Genomic DNA, 17,730 nt, shown 5'->3' on the forward strand with positions numbered 1-17,730 from the left:
TAATATTCATAAGAAAACGTTTTCGCAAAACATTAATTATCAAGAAACTATAAAATCAGCAAGTATTTTTACGAAAAATAGCCTATTAAATCCATAGGAAATGTGTAAACAATATAGCGCCAATCAAGGACCAGCCATTTTCTTTAACGCCAAAAATTACCATCCTTTTTTGAGTTTTTTAGATTACTTTTACAATACAAACGATAGAAAAAAAGACCAAAATGCTTGATTCCGTAAAAAAAATTTTTCCTTCATTTTCTAATGAATTAGTGAAAGAAATAGAAGCCAATGCAACTATTCATTCCTATCAAACAGGTGATATAATTATACGAACTGGGCAGTATATCAAAAACACTGTTTTAGTAATCAGCGGGAAAATAAAGATTTACCGCGAAGATGAAAATGGCGGTGAATTTTTCATGTATTATTTGCAACCCGGACAAGCTTGTGCCATTTCTATGATTTGTGCCACCAAAAACGAAAAAAGCCAAATAATGGCTAAAGTTGTTGAGGATGTTGAATTAATCATGGTTCCGCTTCCATTAATGGATAAGTGGATGATGGAGCACCGCAGTTGGTATGAATTTGTGATTGGTTCTTATCGCAGTCGTTTTGAAGAAGTCTTGGAAGTGATTGACAGTATTGCATTCAGGGCAATGGACGAGCGTTTGGAATTTTATTTGAAACGCCATGCTGATGCTTGTGGCTGCAAGGAATTGAAACTGTCCCATCAGGAAATCGCATCTGAGCTCAATACATCAAGAGAAGTAATTTCCCGTTTGTTGAAAAAAATGGAACAACGCGGTATTGTTTCCTTACACCGCAATAACATTGAACTATTAAAATAAAATTAGCTCAATAAAATCCATTTCTTGTAAACAAAATGGATAGAAATATTATTTCAAAAAATTTAAGATGGAATATTTAGGCTATTTTGCTTCAATTATTATTGGGCTTTCATTAGGATTAATTGGAGGCGGAGGATCTATACTTACTATTCCTATTCTGGTTTATCTCTTTAAAATAGATCCTGAAACGGCTACCAGTTATTCTCTATTTATAGTGGGAATCACGGCTTTATTTGGATGCATCAGTCACTATAAAATGGGAAATCTTAAAATTAAATCGGCATTATATTTTGCCATTCCTTCCGTTTTTTCTATCCTGATCATTCGAGAAGTCATTTTCCCAAAAATAGCGGCAACAATTTTCTCCATTGCTTCCTACCAAGTATCAAAAAATTTTCTGATAATGATTGTTTTTTCAGTACTCATGATAGCAGCCGCTATAGCTATGATACGCAAAACAAAAACGGTTATAAGTCCTCCAAAAACAAATTATACACAGCTTGGGCTAATTGGATTTTTAATTGGAATTGTAACCGGATTTTTAGGAGCCGGAGGCGGGTTTTTAATCATCCCAGCCTTATTATTTTTTGCTAATTTACCAATGAAACAAGCCGTTGGCACCTCATTATTGATTATCTTTATAAACTCAAGTATCGGTTTTGGAGGTGATTTATATATTGGTACTCCTATAGATTATTCGTTTTTACTGATGATTTCAAGTATGGCATTTATAGGAATGATTATTGGCATCAAGCTTTCAAAAAAAATAGATGGAACTAAACTAAAACCAATCTTTGGTTGGTTTGTATTAGTAATGGGAATTTATATTATTATCAAAGAATTTTTCTTCAATTAAAAAATGGAATGTAACAATTGTCACTGTTTATCCTAAAAAACAGAAGTACATTTGTACTGTAAAATTAAAAAACGCAATCATGCAAATAGAACAAATATATACAGGATGTTTAGCCCAAGGTGCTTACTATATAACCTCAAATGGCGAAGCGGCAATTATTGACCCGTTACGTGAAACCCAACCTTATCTGGACCGATTGGAGAGAGATGGCGTAAAATTAAAATACATTTTCGAAACCCATTTCCACGCTGATTTTGTATCCGGTCACGTTGATTTGAGCAGAGAAACCGGCGCTCCAATTGTTTATGGTCCAAATGCAACTTGTGAATTTGAATGTATTTCTGCTAAAGACGGACAGGAATTCTCCATTGGAAACATCAAAATAAAAGTATTGCACACTCCTGGACATACGATGGAAAGCTCCACTTTTTTATTGATTGACGAAAACGGAAAAGACCATGCCATTTTCTCCGGAGACACTTTGTTTATTGGAGATGTAGGAAGACCGGATTTAGCACAAAAAGCGGCACACATGACTCAAGAGCAATTAGCGGGTATTTTATTTCATTCCTTAAGAGATAAAGTGATGACTTTGGCAGATGATGTCATTGTGTATCCGGCTCACGGTGCAGGAAGTGCCTGTGGAAAAAATATGAGTAAGGAAACAGTATCAACCATTGGCGACCAAAAAGCTACAAATTATGCGTTGCGAGCCAATATGACTGAAGCCGAATTTATACAAGAAGTAACTGAGGGTTTATTACCTCCTCCAGCCTATTTTGGAATGAATGTGGCGATGAATAAAAAAGGATATGACAGTTTTGAAAACGTATTGCATTTAGGAATGCGCGCGTTATCTGTAGTTGAATTTGAAGTGGCTGCCGAAGAAACCGGAGCCTTAATTCTAGATACTCGAAAAAACGGTGAATTTGCCAAAGGATTTATTCCTCAATCGATAAACATTGGAATTGATGGCGATTTCGCTCCTTGGGTTGGTGCTTTAATTGCCGATGTAAAACAACCAATTTTAATTGTTTGTGAACTGGGTCAAGAGGAAGAAACCGTTACGCGCTTAAGTCGTGTAGGTTTTGATAAGTTGATTGGCCATCTTGATGGTGGTTTTAATGCTTGGGCAAAAGCCGGAAAAGAAGTTGATACCGTAAATAGAATAACAGCCGAACAATTTGCTGCAGCTGTGAAAATTGGCGAAAGCAACGTAATCGATATCCGTAAAGAAAGTGAATATTGTGCCGAGCATGTTGAAGAAGCCTACAGCAAGCCTTTAGCTGCAATAAATGAATGGATAAAAGATATAAATCCAAAAGAACATTTTTATTTGCATTGCGCAGGCGGATACCGCAGTATGATTGCGGCTTCGATACTGGAAGCTCGCGGATTTAGAAATTTTACAGAAATTGAAGGTGGCTTTAATGCTATTGCAAAAACGACTGTTCCAAAAACCGATTTTGTTTGCCAAAGTAAAGTTTTGAAATAAAAGCAATTTCAATAACAATAGTAAAAGCATTTTCAAAAAAAATGAAATTATGGAAGATATAAAATGTTGTGTAGTTTCCTGTGATAAACCGCTAGACGCATCTTATTGGGAATCGCAATACGAAGCCAAAACTACCGGTTGGGATTTAGGCAAAGTATCGCCGCCCATACAAACATATGTAGATACGATTGCCCATAAAAACTGCAGTATTTTGATTCCCGGTTGCGGAAACAGTTATGAAGCCGAATATCTTTTGCAACAAGGTTTTACAAACATAACCGTTATAGATATTGCGCCAACACCTGTGGCAGTTTTAAAAGAAAAGTTCAAAAACAATCCTAATATTCAAATCATACTGGGTGATTTCTTTGAACATAAAGGGAACTATGATTTGGTTCTTGAGCAAACTTTTTTCTGTGCTTTGCCTCCAACAATGCGTCAAAAATACGTTTGGAAAATGCATCAACTTTTGGCTGATGAAGGAATTTTAGCGGGATTATTGTTCAATAGAATGTTTGAATCTGGCCCTCCTTTTGGCGGAAGCAAAGAAGAATATGAACTGCTTTTTACAGCTGCTTTTGACTTTTTGAAAATGAATGTTTCTGAAAATTCAATTGCACCAAGAGCAAATTCTGAATTGTTTTTCGAATTAAAAAAGAACAATCAGGTTGTTGTGAATTTATATGAATTTGATGGAATTACGTGCAGCGACTGTATGGAAACCATCACAAAAAAATTGGCAGGAATTGACTGTGTATTAAATGTAAGCATCAGCAGTAACTTTGCTGAAGTATTAATTGTCAGTAAAAATGAAATTGCAATCGAAGTATTGCAAGACGTTATTTCTTATGATGAGAAGTATAAAATAAAAAAAATAAATCCGTAAAACTAAATTCTTTTTTTCGAAAAAAATGAAAGCATTATTATTTACAAATTGGCATCTTATGCGCTGGGTTCGTCTGGTGTTTGCCTTATTTTTATTTGCTCAAGCCTATATTTTAAAAGAGTGGATGTTCATTGGTTTTGGACTATTTTTCTTCATTCAGGTCATTTTTAATTTGGGTTGTGGTTCTAATGGTTGTACTATTCCTAACAATAAATACAATAAAGATGAATAATTTCGCTACGATTATCAATTCAGACAAACCGGTCTTAGTAGACTTTTTTGCCACATGGTGCGGACCTTGCAAAATGCTCAGTCCCATTTTAAGAGAAGTAAAAGACAGCTTAGGTGATAATGTTTCCATCATCAAAATTGATGTGGACAAAAACCAGCAAATTTCAAGTCAGTATCAGGTTAGAGGCGTTCCAACGATGATTTTATTCCAAAACGGAAAACAATTATGGAGACAATCCGGTGTAGTATCCAAAGAGGAAATCATCAAAACTATTTTGGAAAAAAAGCAATAAATAACCCAAAGCATTTGCAACTTAGAAGTTACTTTTGGGAGTGATTATTGAACTTTTGGCAACACATTTTTTTTTCGAAAAAAGTGTCATCTAAGTTTTGTTTTATACTTTCAGAATTTAATTGTTATTTTTCCTAACTTAGGCTCACTATGGAAAAACCGCGCCAATATAGACTTTCAAAATCTGAATCTTTATTTGTAAGAGGACCTTTGACACGATTAAAAAATCTTTTTTTTACTTTCAAAGTCCAATACAACTTCATTAGAGCTTTTCAAAAAATGCATTTTATTGGTCCTTGTGTTACGGTTTTTGGCTCTGCCAGATTTGGTCCGGAAACAGAACATTACAAAAGTGCTGAAAAAATTGGTGCAGAAATTGCCAAATTAGGATTTACAGTAATGACAGGTGGCGGTCCAGGAGTTATGGAAGCAGCAAATAAAGGAGCGTATGAAGCAGGAGGTTATTCTGTGGGGTCAAATATTGTGCTTCCTATTGAACAAAAACCAAATCCTTATTTGCACAAATGGATTTACATTCCGTACTTTTTTGTAAGGAAAGTCATTTTAATAAAATATTCCTATGCATTCGTTGTTATGCCAGGAGGAATAGGGACGCTCGACGAATTATTTGAAGCACTGACACTGATTCAAAATAAAATAATTAATAATTTCCCCATAGTAATTTTTGATACTGAATATCACAAAGAGTTGTACCATCACATTCAAGTTATGTCACAAAATGAGAGCATCAGTCCTGAGGATATGAGCCTTTTATTTGTAACGGACTCCGTTGAGGAATTGATTGAGCATCTTAAAAAACATGCTATCAAAAAATTTGGTTTAAAAAAACAGGAGTACAAACCTCAACGGTGGTTTGGATAAAAGACTTTAATTTTTTAACCATTTAAAAAGCACCTTTTCTAAGTTGGATCGAATAATGGGTTTCGAAACATAATCATCCATTCCTGATTCTAAACACTTTTCCTTTTCACCCAGCATTATCCCTGCAGTTAAGGCAATTATGGGAATATTATTGTATTTTTTTAGCTGTTTAATTTCGGCAGTAGTTTCATAACCATTTTTATGTGGCATTTGAATGTCCATTAAAATTAAATCCAGTTTCTCTTTTTTATACAATTTAATTGCTTTTTTACCATCAGAAGCTTCTAATACTGTGCTTCCCGGAAGTATTGATTTAAGTAATGTTTTTACCAAAAGCATGTTGATTTTATTATCCTCGACAACTAATATTTTCTTGTTTGATAAATTTTTGATTGAAGGAATTTCTTCACCTACCTCAACACTATCATCAAAATCTTTTGAATCATTTTTATGATTTGATTTTTCTAATTGAACCGTGAAGAAAAACTCACTTCCTTCGCCAAAATGACTATTCAGTTCTAACTTACTGTTCATTAAAGCTAAAAGCTGGTTTGTAATAGCCAATCCTAAACCTGTTCCTCCAAATTTTCGCGTAATTGTATTATCTTCCTGTATGAAGGATTGGAATATTTTTTCATGATTTTCATCTTTTATTCCAATACCAGTATCCTTAACCAAAAATTTCAAATGACATTGATTTTCATTTTCTGAAAAAACTGCAGTAACATTTAACGCAACAGAACCTTCTTTTGTAAATTTCATCGCATTGCCAATTAAATTCACAAGAATCTGTTTCAATCGAACAGAATCAACTAAAACATAATTGGGCACCGTAGCATCAATATTTACTATTAAATCTATGTTGTTTATTTCTGCTTGGTATTTAAAAATATCGATTACATGATGAATCAGGTCAAAAAGATTAACCTGTTCAACATTCAATTCTAATTTACCGGATTCAATTTTTGAAAAATCTAAAATATTATTGATAATCTCAATTAATATTATAGCTGATTCATGAACCGTATTCATATATTCGGTCTGATTTTTATCCAGATTTGTTTTCATCAGCAAATCCGTAAAACCAATGATTCCGTTCAATGGAGTCCTAATTTCGTGACTCATATTAGTCAAAAAACTGGATTTTGCCTTATTCGCCGCTTCGGCTTGATCTCTGGCTTTAATCAATTCAATTTCTAATTTTTTTAGCTCCGTAATTTCAATAAAACTGATCACAACTTCAGCTATTTCCCCTAAATTATTAAACACAGGAAAACCATTTATCAAAAGCCATTGAATGGAATCCTTCTCGTTTTTTTTAATTCCAATTATAAAATTCTTTATAAGTTTTTTAGTATTCAGAATTTCGTTTACCGGATAATTCTCCTGAGTCAAAGGCTTGTTATCTACTTTTATGAATTCCCACTCAGGATTAAAAATCTGTTTCCCATTCATCTGATCTATGTCTAACCCTATCAATTCAGAAGCTTTAGGATTAGAAAAAATTATCGAATTGTCTTTATCATGCAAGATAATCCCAACATCAAGATTGTTTAATAATTCTCTGTACCGTTTTTCGCTTTCTCTCAGAGCGCATTCTGTCAATTTAAGTTGTGTAATATCTACAGCAGTAATTAGAGCTTCATTTCTATTTTCAAAAAGCACTGCTGTGAGGTAAACATTTATAGTAAAATTGTTCTCTAAAAACAGTTTTACTTCGCAACATTCTTTTCTATTGCTATGGAAAACATTGCTTAAGAATTCATTGAAGATTGGCTTTGTATCATCTGAAATGAAAAAACCAAATTGACTGTTTATTAATTTTGATCTGTCTTTTTGTAATAATTGGGAACCGGTAAGATTGAGTTGTGCTATTTTTCCTGAATTTGTTAGTGTAAAATAACCTGAAGGAGCAAAATCATACAATTCAGTATATTTTTGCATAGCCATTTCGGCTTCTTCTTTCGCAAGAATCAGTTCTTCTTTTTGCATCTCCAATTCTATCTGATGAACTTCTAATTCATGGATCAGTTTTAATGTTTCCACTTCTGAAAGTTTAGAATCAGTTAATGAATCTTTTTGTTGTTGCAATTCCTCTGCTTTCTGTCTCAGGATTATTTGAGCTTCTGATTTATTTCTAATATTTTCCATGAGTACTACTTTTTAAAAATACTTTTATTCTTGTTTACAATTGGAAATTATATGCTCATTACATTTTTTACACTAGAATTTCATGTATAAAAATTTGAATATTTTTTTGATTACCAATAAAATACATCGTACTAACCAGTTCAATATTGATATTTTTCTTAGTTGCCGTTTCAATTTTCATGTAACGAGAACTAAACATTTTTTTCTGACTTAATTCTATAAATTTTTCTTTGCTTAGGATATTATCTTTAAAAAAATTAACTGACCAGATTTCTTTTCCAATAAAATTCTCTTTAGAAAAGCCTGTTAAATCTGCTAAAAAAGGATTGATTGCATTTATTTTCCCGGTTTCGGCATCAACAAATAAAACACCATCATTAACCGATTCAAATAGATGTTCGTATCTGGTTTCAGTATTGACCAATGCATCTTGGACAAAAACACGATCCGAAATATCCCGAATAATACATTGAATCACTTTTTTATTGTTGACCAGATACACATTGCTTACAAACTCAACATTAATTTTTTTTCCCTTAGCTGTTTCCAGAGGTAAATTTTCATAACGGACAAACTCTTTTTTTTGCAATTCTGAAAACTTATCTTTATTGGCTACAAAATCTTTCAAAGAACCTATTTCCCAGATAGATTTTTCAATTAATTGTTCATGCGAATACTCTAAAATATCTTCCAAAAACGGATTTACGTCCATTATTTTTCCTGTTTCAAAATCAAGAATCAGAATTCCATCTTTGGCTGATTCAAATAAACGACGGTATTGATTTTCCATCTTTAGAGATTCTTCGGCAAGTTTTGCAGTTGTAATGTCAGTAAAAGTAATTACGATTCCATCAATACGATCGTCCAGCGTACGATACGGCATTATCCTTACATAATAATACCTTCCACCATCTTTTGTTACGACTTCTTTTTGAACAGAAGTCAATGTTTTAATCACTTCAAGAGAATTGCTTACCATATCAGGAAAGTTCAAATCACAGACTAAATCTGTAAAAGGTCTTCCAGTATCTGTTGGTCTTAATTTAAATATTTTGGTCACCGGATCCGTAAATCTTCGGATATTCAATTCCTTATCCAAGAAAAGAGTGGCAATTTCAGTACTGTTGAGCAGGTTTTTCATATCATTATTGGCCTGTTCAAAATCGATTAATTTACTTTGAAGTTCTGTATTAACCGTTTGCAACTCTTCATTTAAACTTTGTAATTCTTCCTTAGAAGTGGTTAGTTCTTCATTTGTAGATTGCAGTTCTTCATTAGTGGATTGTAACTCTTCATTAGTCGATTTCAATTCCTCCTGCGAGGTTTGCATCTCTTCGCGAATGCTATTCAAATCCTCATTACATCGCATCAATTCAGCTTCGAGTTCTTTCTGTTTTCCGGAAACATGTTGCTTTTTTTGTTTTGGAGAACCTATTTCAGATTCTGAATCTACAAGTACATCATTAAAAACCAATAGAATCATTCCTTTAATAGCCTCTGGACTTTCAATTTGTTGAACCGTTAGATTTACAAAGTGAAATTTTCCATCTTCCACTATTTTGATATTATCAATTTTTACAGGACTAAAACTTTCTAAAGCTTTTCGAAAAGCTCCCGGTAATTCATTTATTAAACCTTCACGCGCCATGGCATGCACATTCCAGTTGGCTTTACCGGCAACAGGCTCTAAGTATTTCCCTGTTCTTCCGGTAATGTAAATAATATCTCCTTTACTATTAACTAATACGCTTGCTGGTGAAAAACGTTGAAGTAAAATTTGGTCTGTAAGAGTTTGTATGTTTTCAACAACCTTAGTTTCTTTCATAGTATCAGTAGTTAATCTTTTTGTTTGTGGAAAGGAGCTTGGAAAGTTAGTAAATTCGGGCGCCACAGATTTTGAGGTACGTTTAAAAATTTTTAATTTAGAATCAATTACTTCAAATCCATTTATACTGCTATTTATCGTTTCTGCTGTTCCAAGTACCATTATACCACCCGGATTAAGACTATAATTAAATAGCGTTATTAATTTATTTTGCAATTGCGGTTCCATGTATATCAACATGTTACGGCAAGTTAACATATCTAGTTTTGTAAAAGGAGGATCTTTAATAATATCATGCGGTGCAAACACAATCAGTTCTCTGATGGATGTATTCACGCGATATCCTGATTTTTCAACACTAAAAAACGTACTGATTCGCTCCGGAGAAATCTCTTTTGTTATGCTGGACGGAAAAATACCTTTCCTCGCTTTTTCTATGGCAACTAAATCTAAGTCAGTCGCAAAAATCTGGAGTTTAATATTTTTTTGTTTTCTGATTTTTTCCAGAGCTTCCTCAAAAACAATAGCTAGAGAATACGCTTCCTCACCAGTGGAACAAGCCGAAACCCAAACCCGAATGGTATATCCGTTTGGTAATTCTTTCAGTAGATTTGGAATAATATCTTCTTTAAGTTTGTCCCAAACTGCGGTATCGCGAAAAAAACTTGTTACACCAATTAATAATTCTCTAAAAAGTAATTCTACCTCTTTTGGATTTTCTTGTAAAAAACGAACGTAGGATTGTATTTTATCAATTTGATGTACTCCTTTCCTTCTTTCGATGCGGCGCATCAAAGTGTTTTTTTTATACATAGAAAAATCATGTCCTGACTGTTCCCGCAGTAGAATTATAATCTTATCAATGCTACTTTTACTTTTAATAAGTATTTCTGAATCGGAATTGATTTTAGGAAAGTATTTGAGTAAAGCAATTAGTTTTGCAGGTAATTCTTCAACTGGAGCAACAACATCTGCTATAACGGCATCAATTGCATTGCTTGGCATACTATTAAATTTTGCCGAGGCTGGATCTTGAACAAGCACAATCCCATTTTTTTCTTTGATAGCTTTAAGTCCTAAGCTTCCGTCAGATCCCATTCCGGAAAGAATGATTCCTATACTTTTCTCCATACGGTCCAATGCCAATGACCTGAAAAAAACATCTACTGGCAATCGCAACCCACGAGATTCTATAGGATCAAACAAATGTAGTTTCCCATTTAATATTGATAAACTTTTATTAGGAGGAATTACATATACAGTGTTTTGTTTTACTTTGAGTGAATCCGTTGCCTGCAAAACTTTCATTGGCGTCATTCTTTGCAACAACTGAGGCATAATTCCAACATGTGTAGGATCAAGATGTTGAATAATTACAAAAGCCAAACCAGTGTTGTTTGGCATATTTTTAAAAAACAATTCTAATGCCTCAAGTCCGCCTGCTGATGCTCCAATACCAACTATTGGAAAATCACTGTTATCGGCAATAGACAAGCTTGAATTTAGTTTCAAATCAAGAATTTCGCCTTCCCCTTGGCTGATTTGATTATTTTTTATCATCTCGAAATTAGAATTTCTCTATCTTATTATTAGTTGAGTCGGATTTTTGTTTCAATAACTATACTTTTAACTTTGATTACTATTGAACGGCAGGTTTACTATTTTTTTAAATTTCACCTTTTACAAAAGTAAAAATGATTAGAAAACTTGATACAAATAACTTAGAAATCATTTTAATTTAACAATTGTTTATTCTTTTTTAAAATAAATTAAATTTTAATACCTATCGAAATTACACATTTCAATGTGTTTTGAGACTATATTATTGTTAATTAAAATATTTAACTAAAATAACCGGTAAAAGACGTTAAATATAGTAAAAAAATATTTTTTTAACAAATAAACACAAAACTAAATAGCTAAACATTCCATAAAAAAGAGGAAAACTGTATTACTTTATAGCCTTCTAAAAAAATTAAAATTCATAAAAAAAGGTGAACTTTAATGAACACCTTTTTTTAATAAATTTAAAAAATAGAATTAATTCTTAGTCAGCCATTTGTATAATACTTTTTCTAAATCCAATTGAATAATAGGCTTAGGCAAGTAATCATTCATTCCGGCTTCAAGACATTTTTCTTTATCTCCAACCATTATTCCCGCAGTGATTGCAATTATAGGAATACTTTCAGAATCTTTTAACTGTCTAATTTCGTCTGTTGCTTCATATCCATTTTTATTTGGCATTTGAATATCCATTAGAATCACATCTGGCTGCTCTTTTTTATAAAGTTCAACAGCTTCATTACCATCCTTAGCTTCCAGAATAATACAATTAGAGATAATTCTTTTGACCAATGTTTTGGCTAAAAGCATATTAATCTTATTATCTTCAACTATTAAAACTTTGTTACCGCTCAAAGTGTTTAAAGGTGTAATAGCATCCGCTTGAATCGCTCTTGCAAATAATGTATCTGCATTTTTTTTTCGGTTTGCCTTTTTGAATTTAATAACAAAGAAGAAATCACTTCCGTCACCATATTTACTGATTAATTGTAATTTACTATCCATTAAAGCCAACAACTGATTTGAAATAGCCAAACCCAATCCAGTACCACCGAATTTTCTATTGGTAGAATTATCTTCCTGAACGAAGGAATTGAATATTTTCTCGTTATTATCTGTTTTTATTCCTACTCCGGTATCTTTTACAGAAAACTTTATAGTTGACCATTTTTTATCTGAAACATCTATCTCATTAATGTCCAATCTTATCTCTCCAAAATTCGTAAACTTTATAGCATTACTCAATAAATTTACCAGTATTTGTTTCAATCGTACTGAATCAGCAAGAATATACTGTGGAACCTTGGCATCTATATCAAGTATTAAATCTATCTTCTTTTGATTTGCTTGAAATTTAAATAAATCGATGACCTGATTTGTCAATTTAAAAAGATTTACTTCTTCAATATCTAACTCTAATTTCCCGGATTCAATTTTAGAAAAATCTAAAACATCATTAACAATTTCCATCAATGATGTTGCTGATTCATTTACTGTAGTCATATATTCTGCCTGATTTTTTTTCAAATCTGACTTCATCAATAAATGAGTAAAACCAATTATACCGTTTAATGGAGTTCGTATCTCATGGCTCATATTGGCTAGGAAATCCGTTTTGGCTTTATTAGCACCTTCGGCTTGTTCTTTGGCATTTATGAGTTCCATCTCCATCAATTTTTGCTCTGTGATATCAATAAAACTGATAACAATTTCATTAATGTTACCATTAGCATCAATATCAGGAAAGCCATTGATTAAAAGCCATACAATGTCACTATTCACAGGACGATAGACTCCAAGTTTGAAATTTTTGATCGCTCGTTTGTTAGCTACAATTTGGTTTACAGGGTAATTTTCAAACTGCATTACAGAGTTATCTTCATTCAAAAAATTCCAAGTCGGATCAAAGGCCGTAATTCCCTTCATCTGATCATCGGTTAGTCCCAATAATTCTGAAGCTTTTATATTATTCACAATAATTGAAGTATCTGATGCATGAACCACAATACCTGCATCTAGATTATTTAATAAACCGCGGTATCTTTCCTCGCTTTTGAAGAGTGCAAAATCCGATTGTTTCGCATTAGTAATGTCTCGAGAAAGACATATAAAATGGATATCATGATCGATGCTTTCCTGCATAGGTGCTACAGAAAGTTCAAACCAATGCAAACCAGTTTCTAATTGTAATGAGTACTGTCTTCCTGCAGAAAATCCTTTTTCTGAAGCTTCTAGTATAGCTGACAAACATAAATTTGCGGCATCAGAAGGTAATATTTCTGTAAAGTTTTTTCCTAAAAACAGATTGGCCGGCATTGCCAATAAATCATTTCGACGAGAATGATAATTATAAATTTCACCTTTCATGTCTACTTCAAACAACAAATCTGGAATGGCGCCAAGTATAGCTTCCAGTTTTTTATGCATTTTCTTAAACTCATCATCTATTTTTTTACGTTCGCTGACATCTCTAACAATAGCAACTATTCGTCCGTCACCAATCATTTTAGCCGTAATTTCTACCGAAATAAAGGATTGATTCTTGTGAAGCATATTGCGTTCAATCAACGTTTGTTCACCGTTTATCAATTCTTTATACATAATTGGCCTAGTTACAAGTTCCTCATCTGTATATAAATCTGTTAAGTTTTTGGTACACAATTCCTCTTTTGTATATCCAAGCATAATACAGGCACTTTCGTTAACATCAAGCAAATTCCCTGAAATATCATTAATAAAAATAGCATCTGAGGCTTGTTCTATAAGACTTTTATATTTTTCTTCGCTATTAACTAATTGCTCTTTGATGTTTTTTAATTCTGTGATTTCTGTTAATGCTCCATTCAAACGAATTGCTTTTCCATATTCATCTCTGGATATAAATCCTCTATCGTAAAATATACCATAACTGCCATCACTTTTCATAAAACGAAACTCGTCAGACCATAAATTTGTGGAACCTGAATAATAATCCTCTAATTTTTTAATAACTCTATCTCTATCATCTGGATGAAGTTTAGATCGCCATAAAATCATGTTGTCAACCCCATTAGGTTCGATGCTCCCAAAACCTAAAAGGTCAATAAATGCCTTATTATTCCAACTTTCTCCGGTCAATAAATTAACTTCAAAAACAGCATCATTAGTCGCTGCAGAAATCATTTCAAATCGTTCATTAGCAATCCTGATTTTTTCTTCTGCCTTTTTTATTTCAGAAAGATCCAATCCCATTCCCAGCAAACATTTTTTTCCTTTGTACTCAATTGCATGAGAATTAATATAATACGGAATTTTATTTTTGCTCTTTGTAAATAATTCGACTTCTATTCCTGGTGATTTTTTTTCAAATACAGTCTTTATCCTTGTTCTTATTTTTTCTTTAAAATCGTCGTCATAAAAATCAACTGGTTGCATTTGAGCAATTTCTTCTGTAGTATAGCCACTAACTATCTCGAAATTTCTGTTCCATTTTACAAAACTTCCTGATTCTTCATAAAGATAAAAAACACCCGGAAGATTGTTGATTATTGTTTCCGATAGTTGTTTCTCTTTCAAAATTGCATCTTCAGCGACCTTACGTTCCGTGATATCGGTTATAGTACCAATATACCCTACAATTTCATTTCTGGTATTCTTTTCAGGAATAGCCTGACCCATAACCCAGGCAATTGAACCGTCAGGCCGAACAAATCGGTATTCTGACAATGATGTTTCTTTATTGGTTGATGCACGTTCCCATCCCGAAATCAACGTTTTTTTATCTTCTTCATGAACTGCATTAAACCAACCGTTCCCTATTGCTTCCTCAAATGATAATCCGGAAATTTGGCTCCAGTATGGATTAACATACGTAGTATAACCTGTTGCGTCCGTACGAAAGATTCCTACGGGAGAAACTTCTGTAAGTGTGTGATATCTTTGCTCACTTTCAAATATATCCTCCTCCGCTTTTTTGCGCAAAGCTTCTTTTTCAAAAATTTCTAATGCAAAAGCCACATCACCGGTAGCTTCCTCCAATAAAGCAATTTCCTCTTCGTCAAAAAAGTTTTTTTCATTTGCATAAAAAGAAAAAGCACCTATAACCTTTCCGAATTTTTTTATTGGAACTGACATTGAAGAAAAAAAGCCACGCATTAAAGCTTCTTTCCTCCAAGGCTGCATTATAGAATCGTTTTCTATATCATTACAAATGACTGATCTGCCTTCTCTCATTGCTACACCTGTCGGGCCTCTTCCTTCCGGTTTATCCTCTATTGAAATCGTTTTAATTTTAGAAAAATAACCATTATCATCTCCTGCAATCATAGCTGGTAATACATTATGAGTACTTTCGTCTATTAATCCTATCCATGCCATTCTAAACTTTCCTAAATCAACAGCAATAGTACATGCTTCTCTAAACAAGGTTTCTTGATCAGTAGTGCGAACAATCATCTGGTTTATCTGACTGATAAATAAATAAAGTCGATTGGCTTTAATAATTTTCTGTTCTGCCAAAATTCTTTCGGTAACATCTGTAATAATTCCATGGCAAATTACTGTTCCTTCCGGCTCAATCACGGGCAAAGAATTTACTTCATGCCAAACCATTCCTTTTTTTGGATGAAAATAACGGTATTCGCTTTTGAGCGGAATTAATTTTGATTTAGTTATGACAATACTTTTCATGACAAAATCTATATCCTCCGGATGAATGAGTTTAAAAATTTTATCTGCATCATTCTCAATCTCTTCAAAACCAAAACCAAATATTTCCTCAACAGCATTACTGGCATAAGGGTAACATAAGCTACCATCTTTATTTTGACGCATGGAATAGATTAATCCAGGCGAGGTTTCAGCGATTTTAGAAAACTTATCTCTTTCGGATTTAAGTAGTTCTTGTGCCTTTTTAGTCTCAGTAACGTCTCGCATATTTGTTACAATGCCTCCTACTTCAGGATCATGCAACAAATTATTAACAAACCCTTCCATCCAAATATAATGTCCCTTTTTATGCTTTACCTGAAGTGAAATAGGAAAAGGAACACCTGGAGTAGCAATAGCTTGCTCCATAAATCTATGTACATTTTCTATATGGTCCGGATGAACAAAATCGATTGCTGATGTTATTTGAAACTCATCATGAGACCAACCGGTAATTCTCTTTGCTGATTCGCTTCGAAAAAGAACATTTAACTTTTCGTCCACTAATGACACAATATCCTGATTGTTTTCTAATAAGGCTCTAAAACGTCTTTCATTTTGTGCAATTTTTTCTTCTGAATTTTTCTTTTCAGTTATATTTTTAACAAATCCAAGAAATCTGTTTTCAGAAAGTTTTACTGCATCAACAAAACACCATATCGCTTCTCCGCTCTTATGACGAATTTTTATTTCTCCTTTAATAATTCCTGTCGTTTGGAGCAATTGGAATTTATAAATTGTTTGCTCAACTTGGTCATTTAAAGATAAATCTCCAAATTTCATTTTTAAAAGCTCCTCTTCGGAATAACCGGTTAACTGAACTGCCGCTTCATTGACTTCTATATAATTTCTCTGTCCATCAATTACAAAAACTCCATCAGGAGCATTTTCTATATAATTCTTAAATTTAGCATTACTTTCTTCTTCAATCAATTGCAACTTATAATCTATTACTGCGGCTTCTTGATCTTTTATAGATTCCTCAATTTGTTTTTTTAGAGTGATATCTTGCGTATTTCCTCTTAATGCAAAAACATTTCCATTATTGTCAATCAATGGAATTACAATAGCATATATCCATTTTTTTCTATTATTTGATAAAATGACACTTTGTTCTACTTCAAATTGCTTTTTATCTGTAATGGATTGATCAATTTTATTTAGAAAAAATGCCACATCTTCTTTAGAAAAAAGATTTAAAAATTCTTGAAACAAATTTTGGTCAGGTTTCATTTCAATTTCATAGATCGAATACAATTCCTTAGACCAAATCATTTTTTTAGTTATTAAATTAAATTCCCAACTCCCCATCTTGGCAATTTTTTGGGCTTCATTTAATAATTTTTCATTCGTAATTAAATGCTCTTGATTTTTTTTTATTTCCGAAATATCTCTACCTATTCCATAAACAAATTCTTGTGTAGGAGATACCGTAATTGTCCATTGTATGGTTACAACATCCATGTTTTTGTTTACGTATCGGTTTTCAAAATTAACCGATGATTGCGATTGAGATAACAATACGACTTCCTGATTTGTTTTCTCAATATCATCCGGATGAATAAATGTTAAGATAGGATTAGTCAGTAACTCTTCCTCAGAATATCCTAATATTTTTATAAAAGCGGGATTAATCTCTTTAAAGAAACCATCAAAACCAGCAATACAGACTAAATCCTGAGATCCTTTCAGGTAGAAATCAAAATTACTATTGGATTTTTCTTTTTTTAGTAAGCGATTTATTTCTGACTCTTGGTATTGAATTTTATTGAGTAAATCGTCATAGGAAAGTTTATCTTTATTCATACTCATTAATTTCAAATAAGTGTTAAATATAACAAATTTTAATTATAAACAAAAAGGCTTTGCTTTTAAAAAATCACTCAAATGCATTCAGTACTATTGTTTTAATATAAATTATACTTTCAATTTTATTTTTCCATGATTATTTAAAAAATCTAATTGTTTCAAAATCATTACTGAAAAAATTAAAATAAATATTACCTCTAAAA

General features: G+C 32.6%; 10 protein-coding genes. 7 read left to right on the plus strand and 3 right to left on the minus strand.

The window, feature by feature from the left end; all coding sequences use genetic code 11:
- The first annotated feature begins 221 nt into the window (after positions 1-221).
- The 7 genes from CLV00_RS14180 (at position 222) to CLV00_RS14210 (ending at position 5,490) form a co-directional block, all read left to right on the plus strand.
- Positions 222-848 carry a Crp/Fnr family transcriptional regulator gene (locus CLV00_RS14180; RefSeq protein ID WP_099715791.1) on the plus strand — a complete coding sequence of 209 codons (627 nt, stop codon included), beginning with the start codon at positions 222-224 and terminating at the stop codon, positions 846-848.
- Positions 849-915: 67 nt separating this feature from the next.
- A complete protein-coding gene (locus CLV00_RS14185; protein ID WP_099715792.1) occupies positions 916-1,704 on the plus strand; it encodes a sulfite exporter TauE/SafE family protein in 789 nt (262 codons plus the stop codon).
- A gap of 79 nt (positions 1,705-1,783) precedes the next feature.
- On the plus strand, positions 1,784-3,199 hold the full coding sequence (locus CLV00_RS14190; protein ID WP_099715793.1) for a rhodanese-like domain-containing protein: 1,416 nt from the start codon (positions 1,784-1,786) through the stop codon (positions 3,197-3,199).
- 49 nt (positions 3,200-3,248) lie between these two features.
- The gene (locus CLV00_RS14195) at positions 3,249-4,085 is read left to right on the plus strand and encodes a methyltransferase domain-containing protein (protein ID WP_099715794.1); all 837 of its coding nucleotides are present in this window, start codon (positions 3,249-3,251) and stop codon (positions 4,083-4,085) included.
- 25 nt (positions 4,086-4,110) lie between these two features.
- Positions 4,111-4,317: a hypothetical protein gene (locus CLV00_RS14200; protein ID WP_099715795.1), complete on the plus strand. Its 207-nt coding sequence runs from the start codon at positions 4,111-4,113 to the stop codon at positions 4,315-4,317.
- Positions 4,310-4,609, plus strand: coding sequence for a thioredoxin (trxA, locus tag CLV00_RS14205; protein ID WP_099715796.1), 300 nt, complete (start codon positions 4,310-4,312; stop codon positions 4,607-4,609). Before CLV00_RS14200 ends, trxA begins: the two co-directional genes overlap by 8 nt.
- 149 nt (positions 4,610-4,758) lie before the next feature.
- A complete protein-coding gene (locus CLV00_RS14210; protein WP_099715797.1) occupies positions 4,759-5,490 on the plus strand; it encodes a TIGR00730 family Rossman fold protein in 732 nt (243 codons plus the stop codon).
- 6 nt (positions 5,491-5,496) lie between these two features.
- Here CLV00_RS14210 and CLV00_RS14215 read toward each other — a convergent pair whose 3' ends face one another.
- From CLV00_RS14215 to CLV00_RS14225, 3 genes are all read right to left on the minus strand, one after another.
- Positions 5,497-7,641 (minus strand): PAS domain-containing hybrid sensor histidine kinase/response regulator, encoded by a 2,145-nt coding sequence (locus CLV00_RS14215; RefSeq protein ID WP_099715798.1) that lies wholly within the window; start codon positions 7,639-7,641, stop codon positions 5,497-5,499.
- A 67-nt stretch (positions 7,642-7,708) separates the two neighbouring features.
- Positions 7,709-11,026 carry a chemotaxis protein CheB gene (locus tag CLV00_RS14220; protein ID WP_099715799.1) on the minus strand — a complete coding sequence of 1,106 codons (3,318 nt, stop codon included), beginning with the start codon at positions 11,024-11,026 and terminating at the stop codon, positions 7,709-7,711.
- 480 nt (positions 11,027-11,506) lie between these two features.
- Positions 11,507-17,524: a PAS domain S-box protein gene (locus CLV00_RS14225; protein ID WP_158234605.1), complete on the minus strand. Its 6,018-nt coding sequence runs from the start codon at positions 17,522-17,524 to the stop codon at positions 11,507-11,509.
- Positions 17,525-17,730 lie beyond the last annotated feature (206 nt).

It is taken from the genome of Flavobacterium sp. 11, assembly GCF_002754315.1.
Classification (GTDB): Bacteria; Bacteroidota; Bacteroidia; order Flavobacteriales; family Flavobacteriaceae; genus Flavobacterium; species Flavobacterium algoritolerans.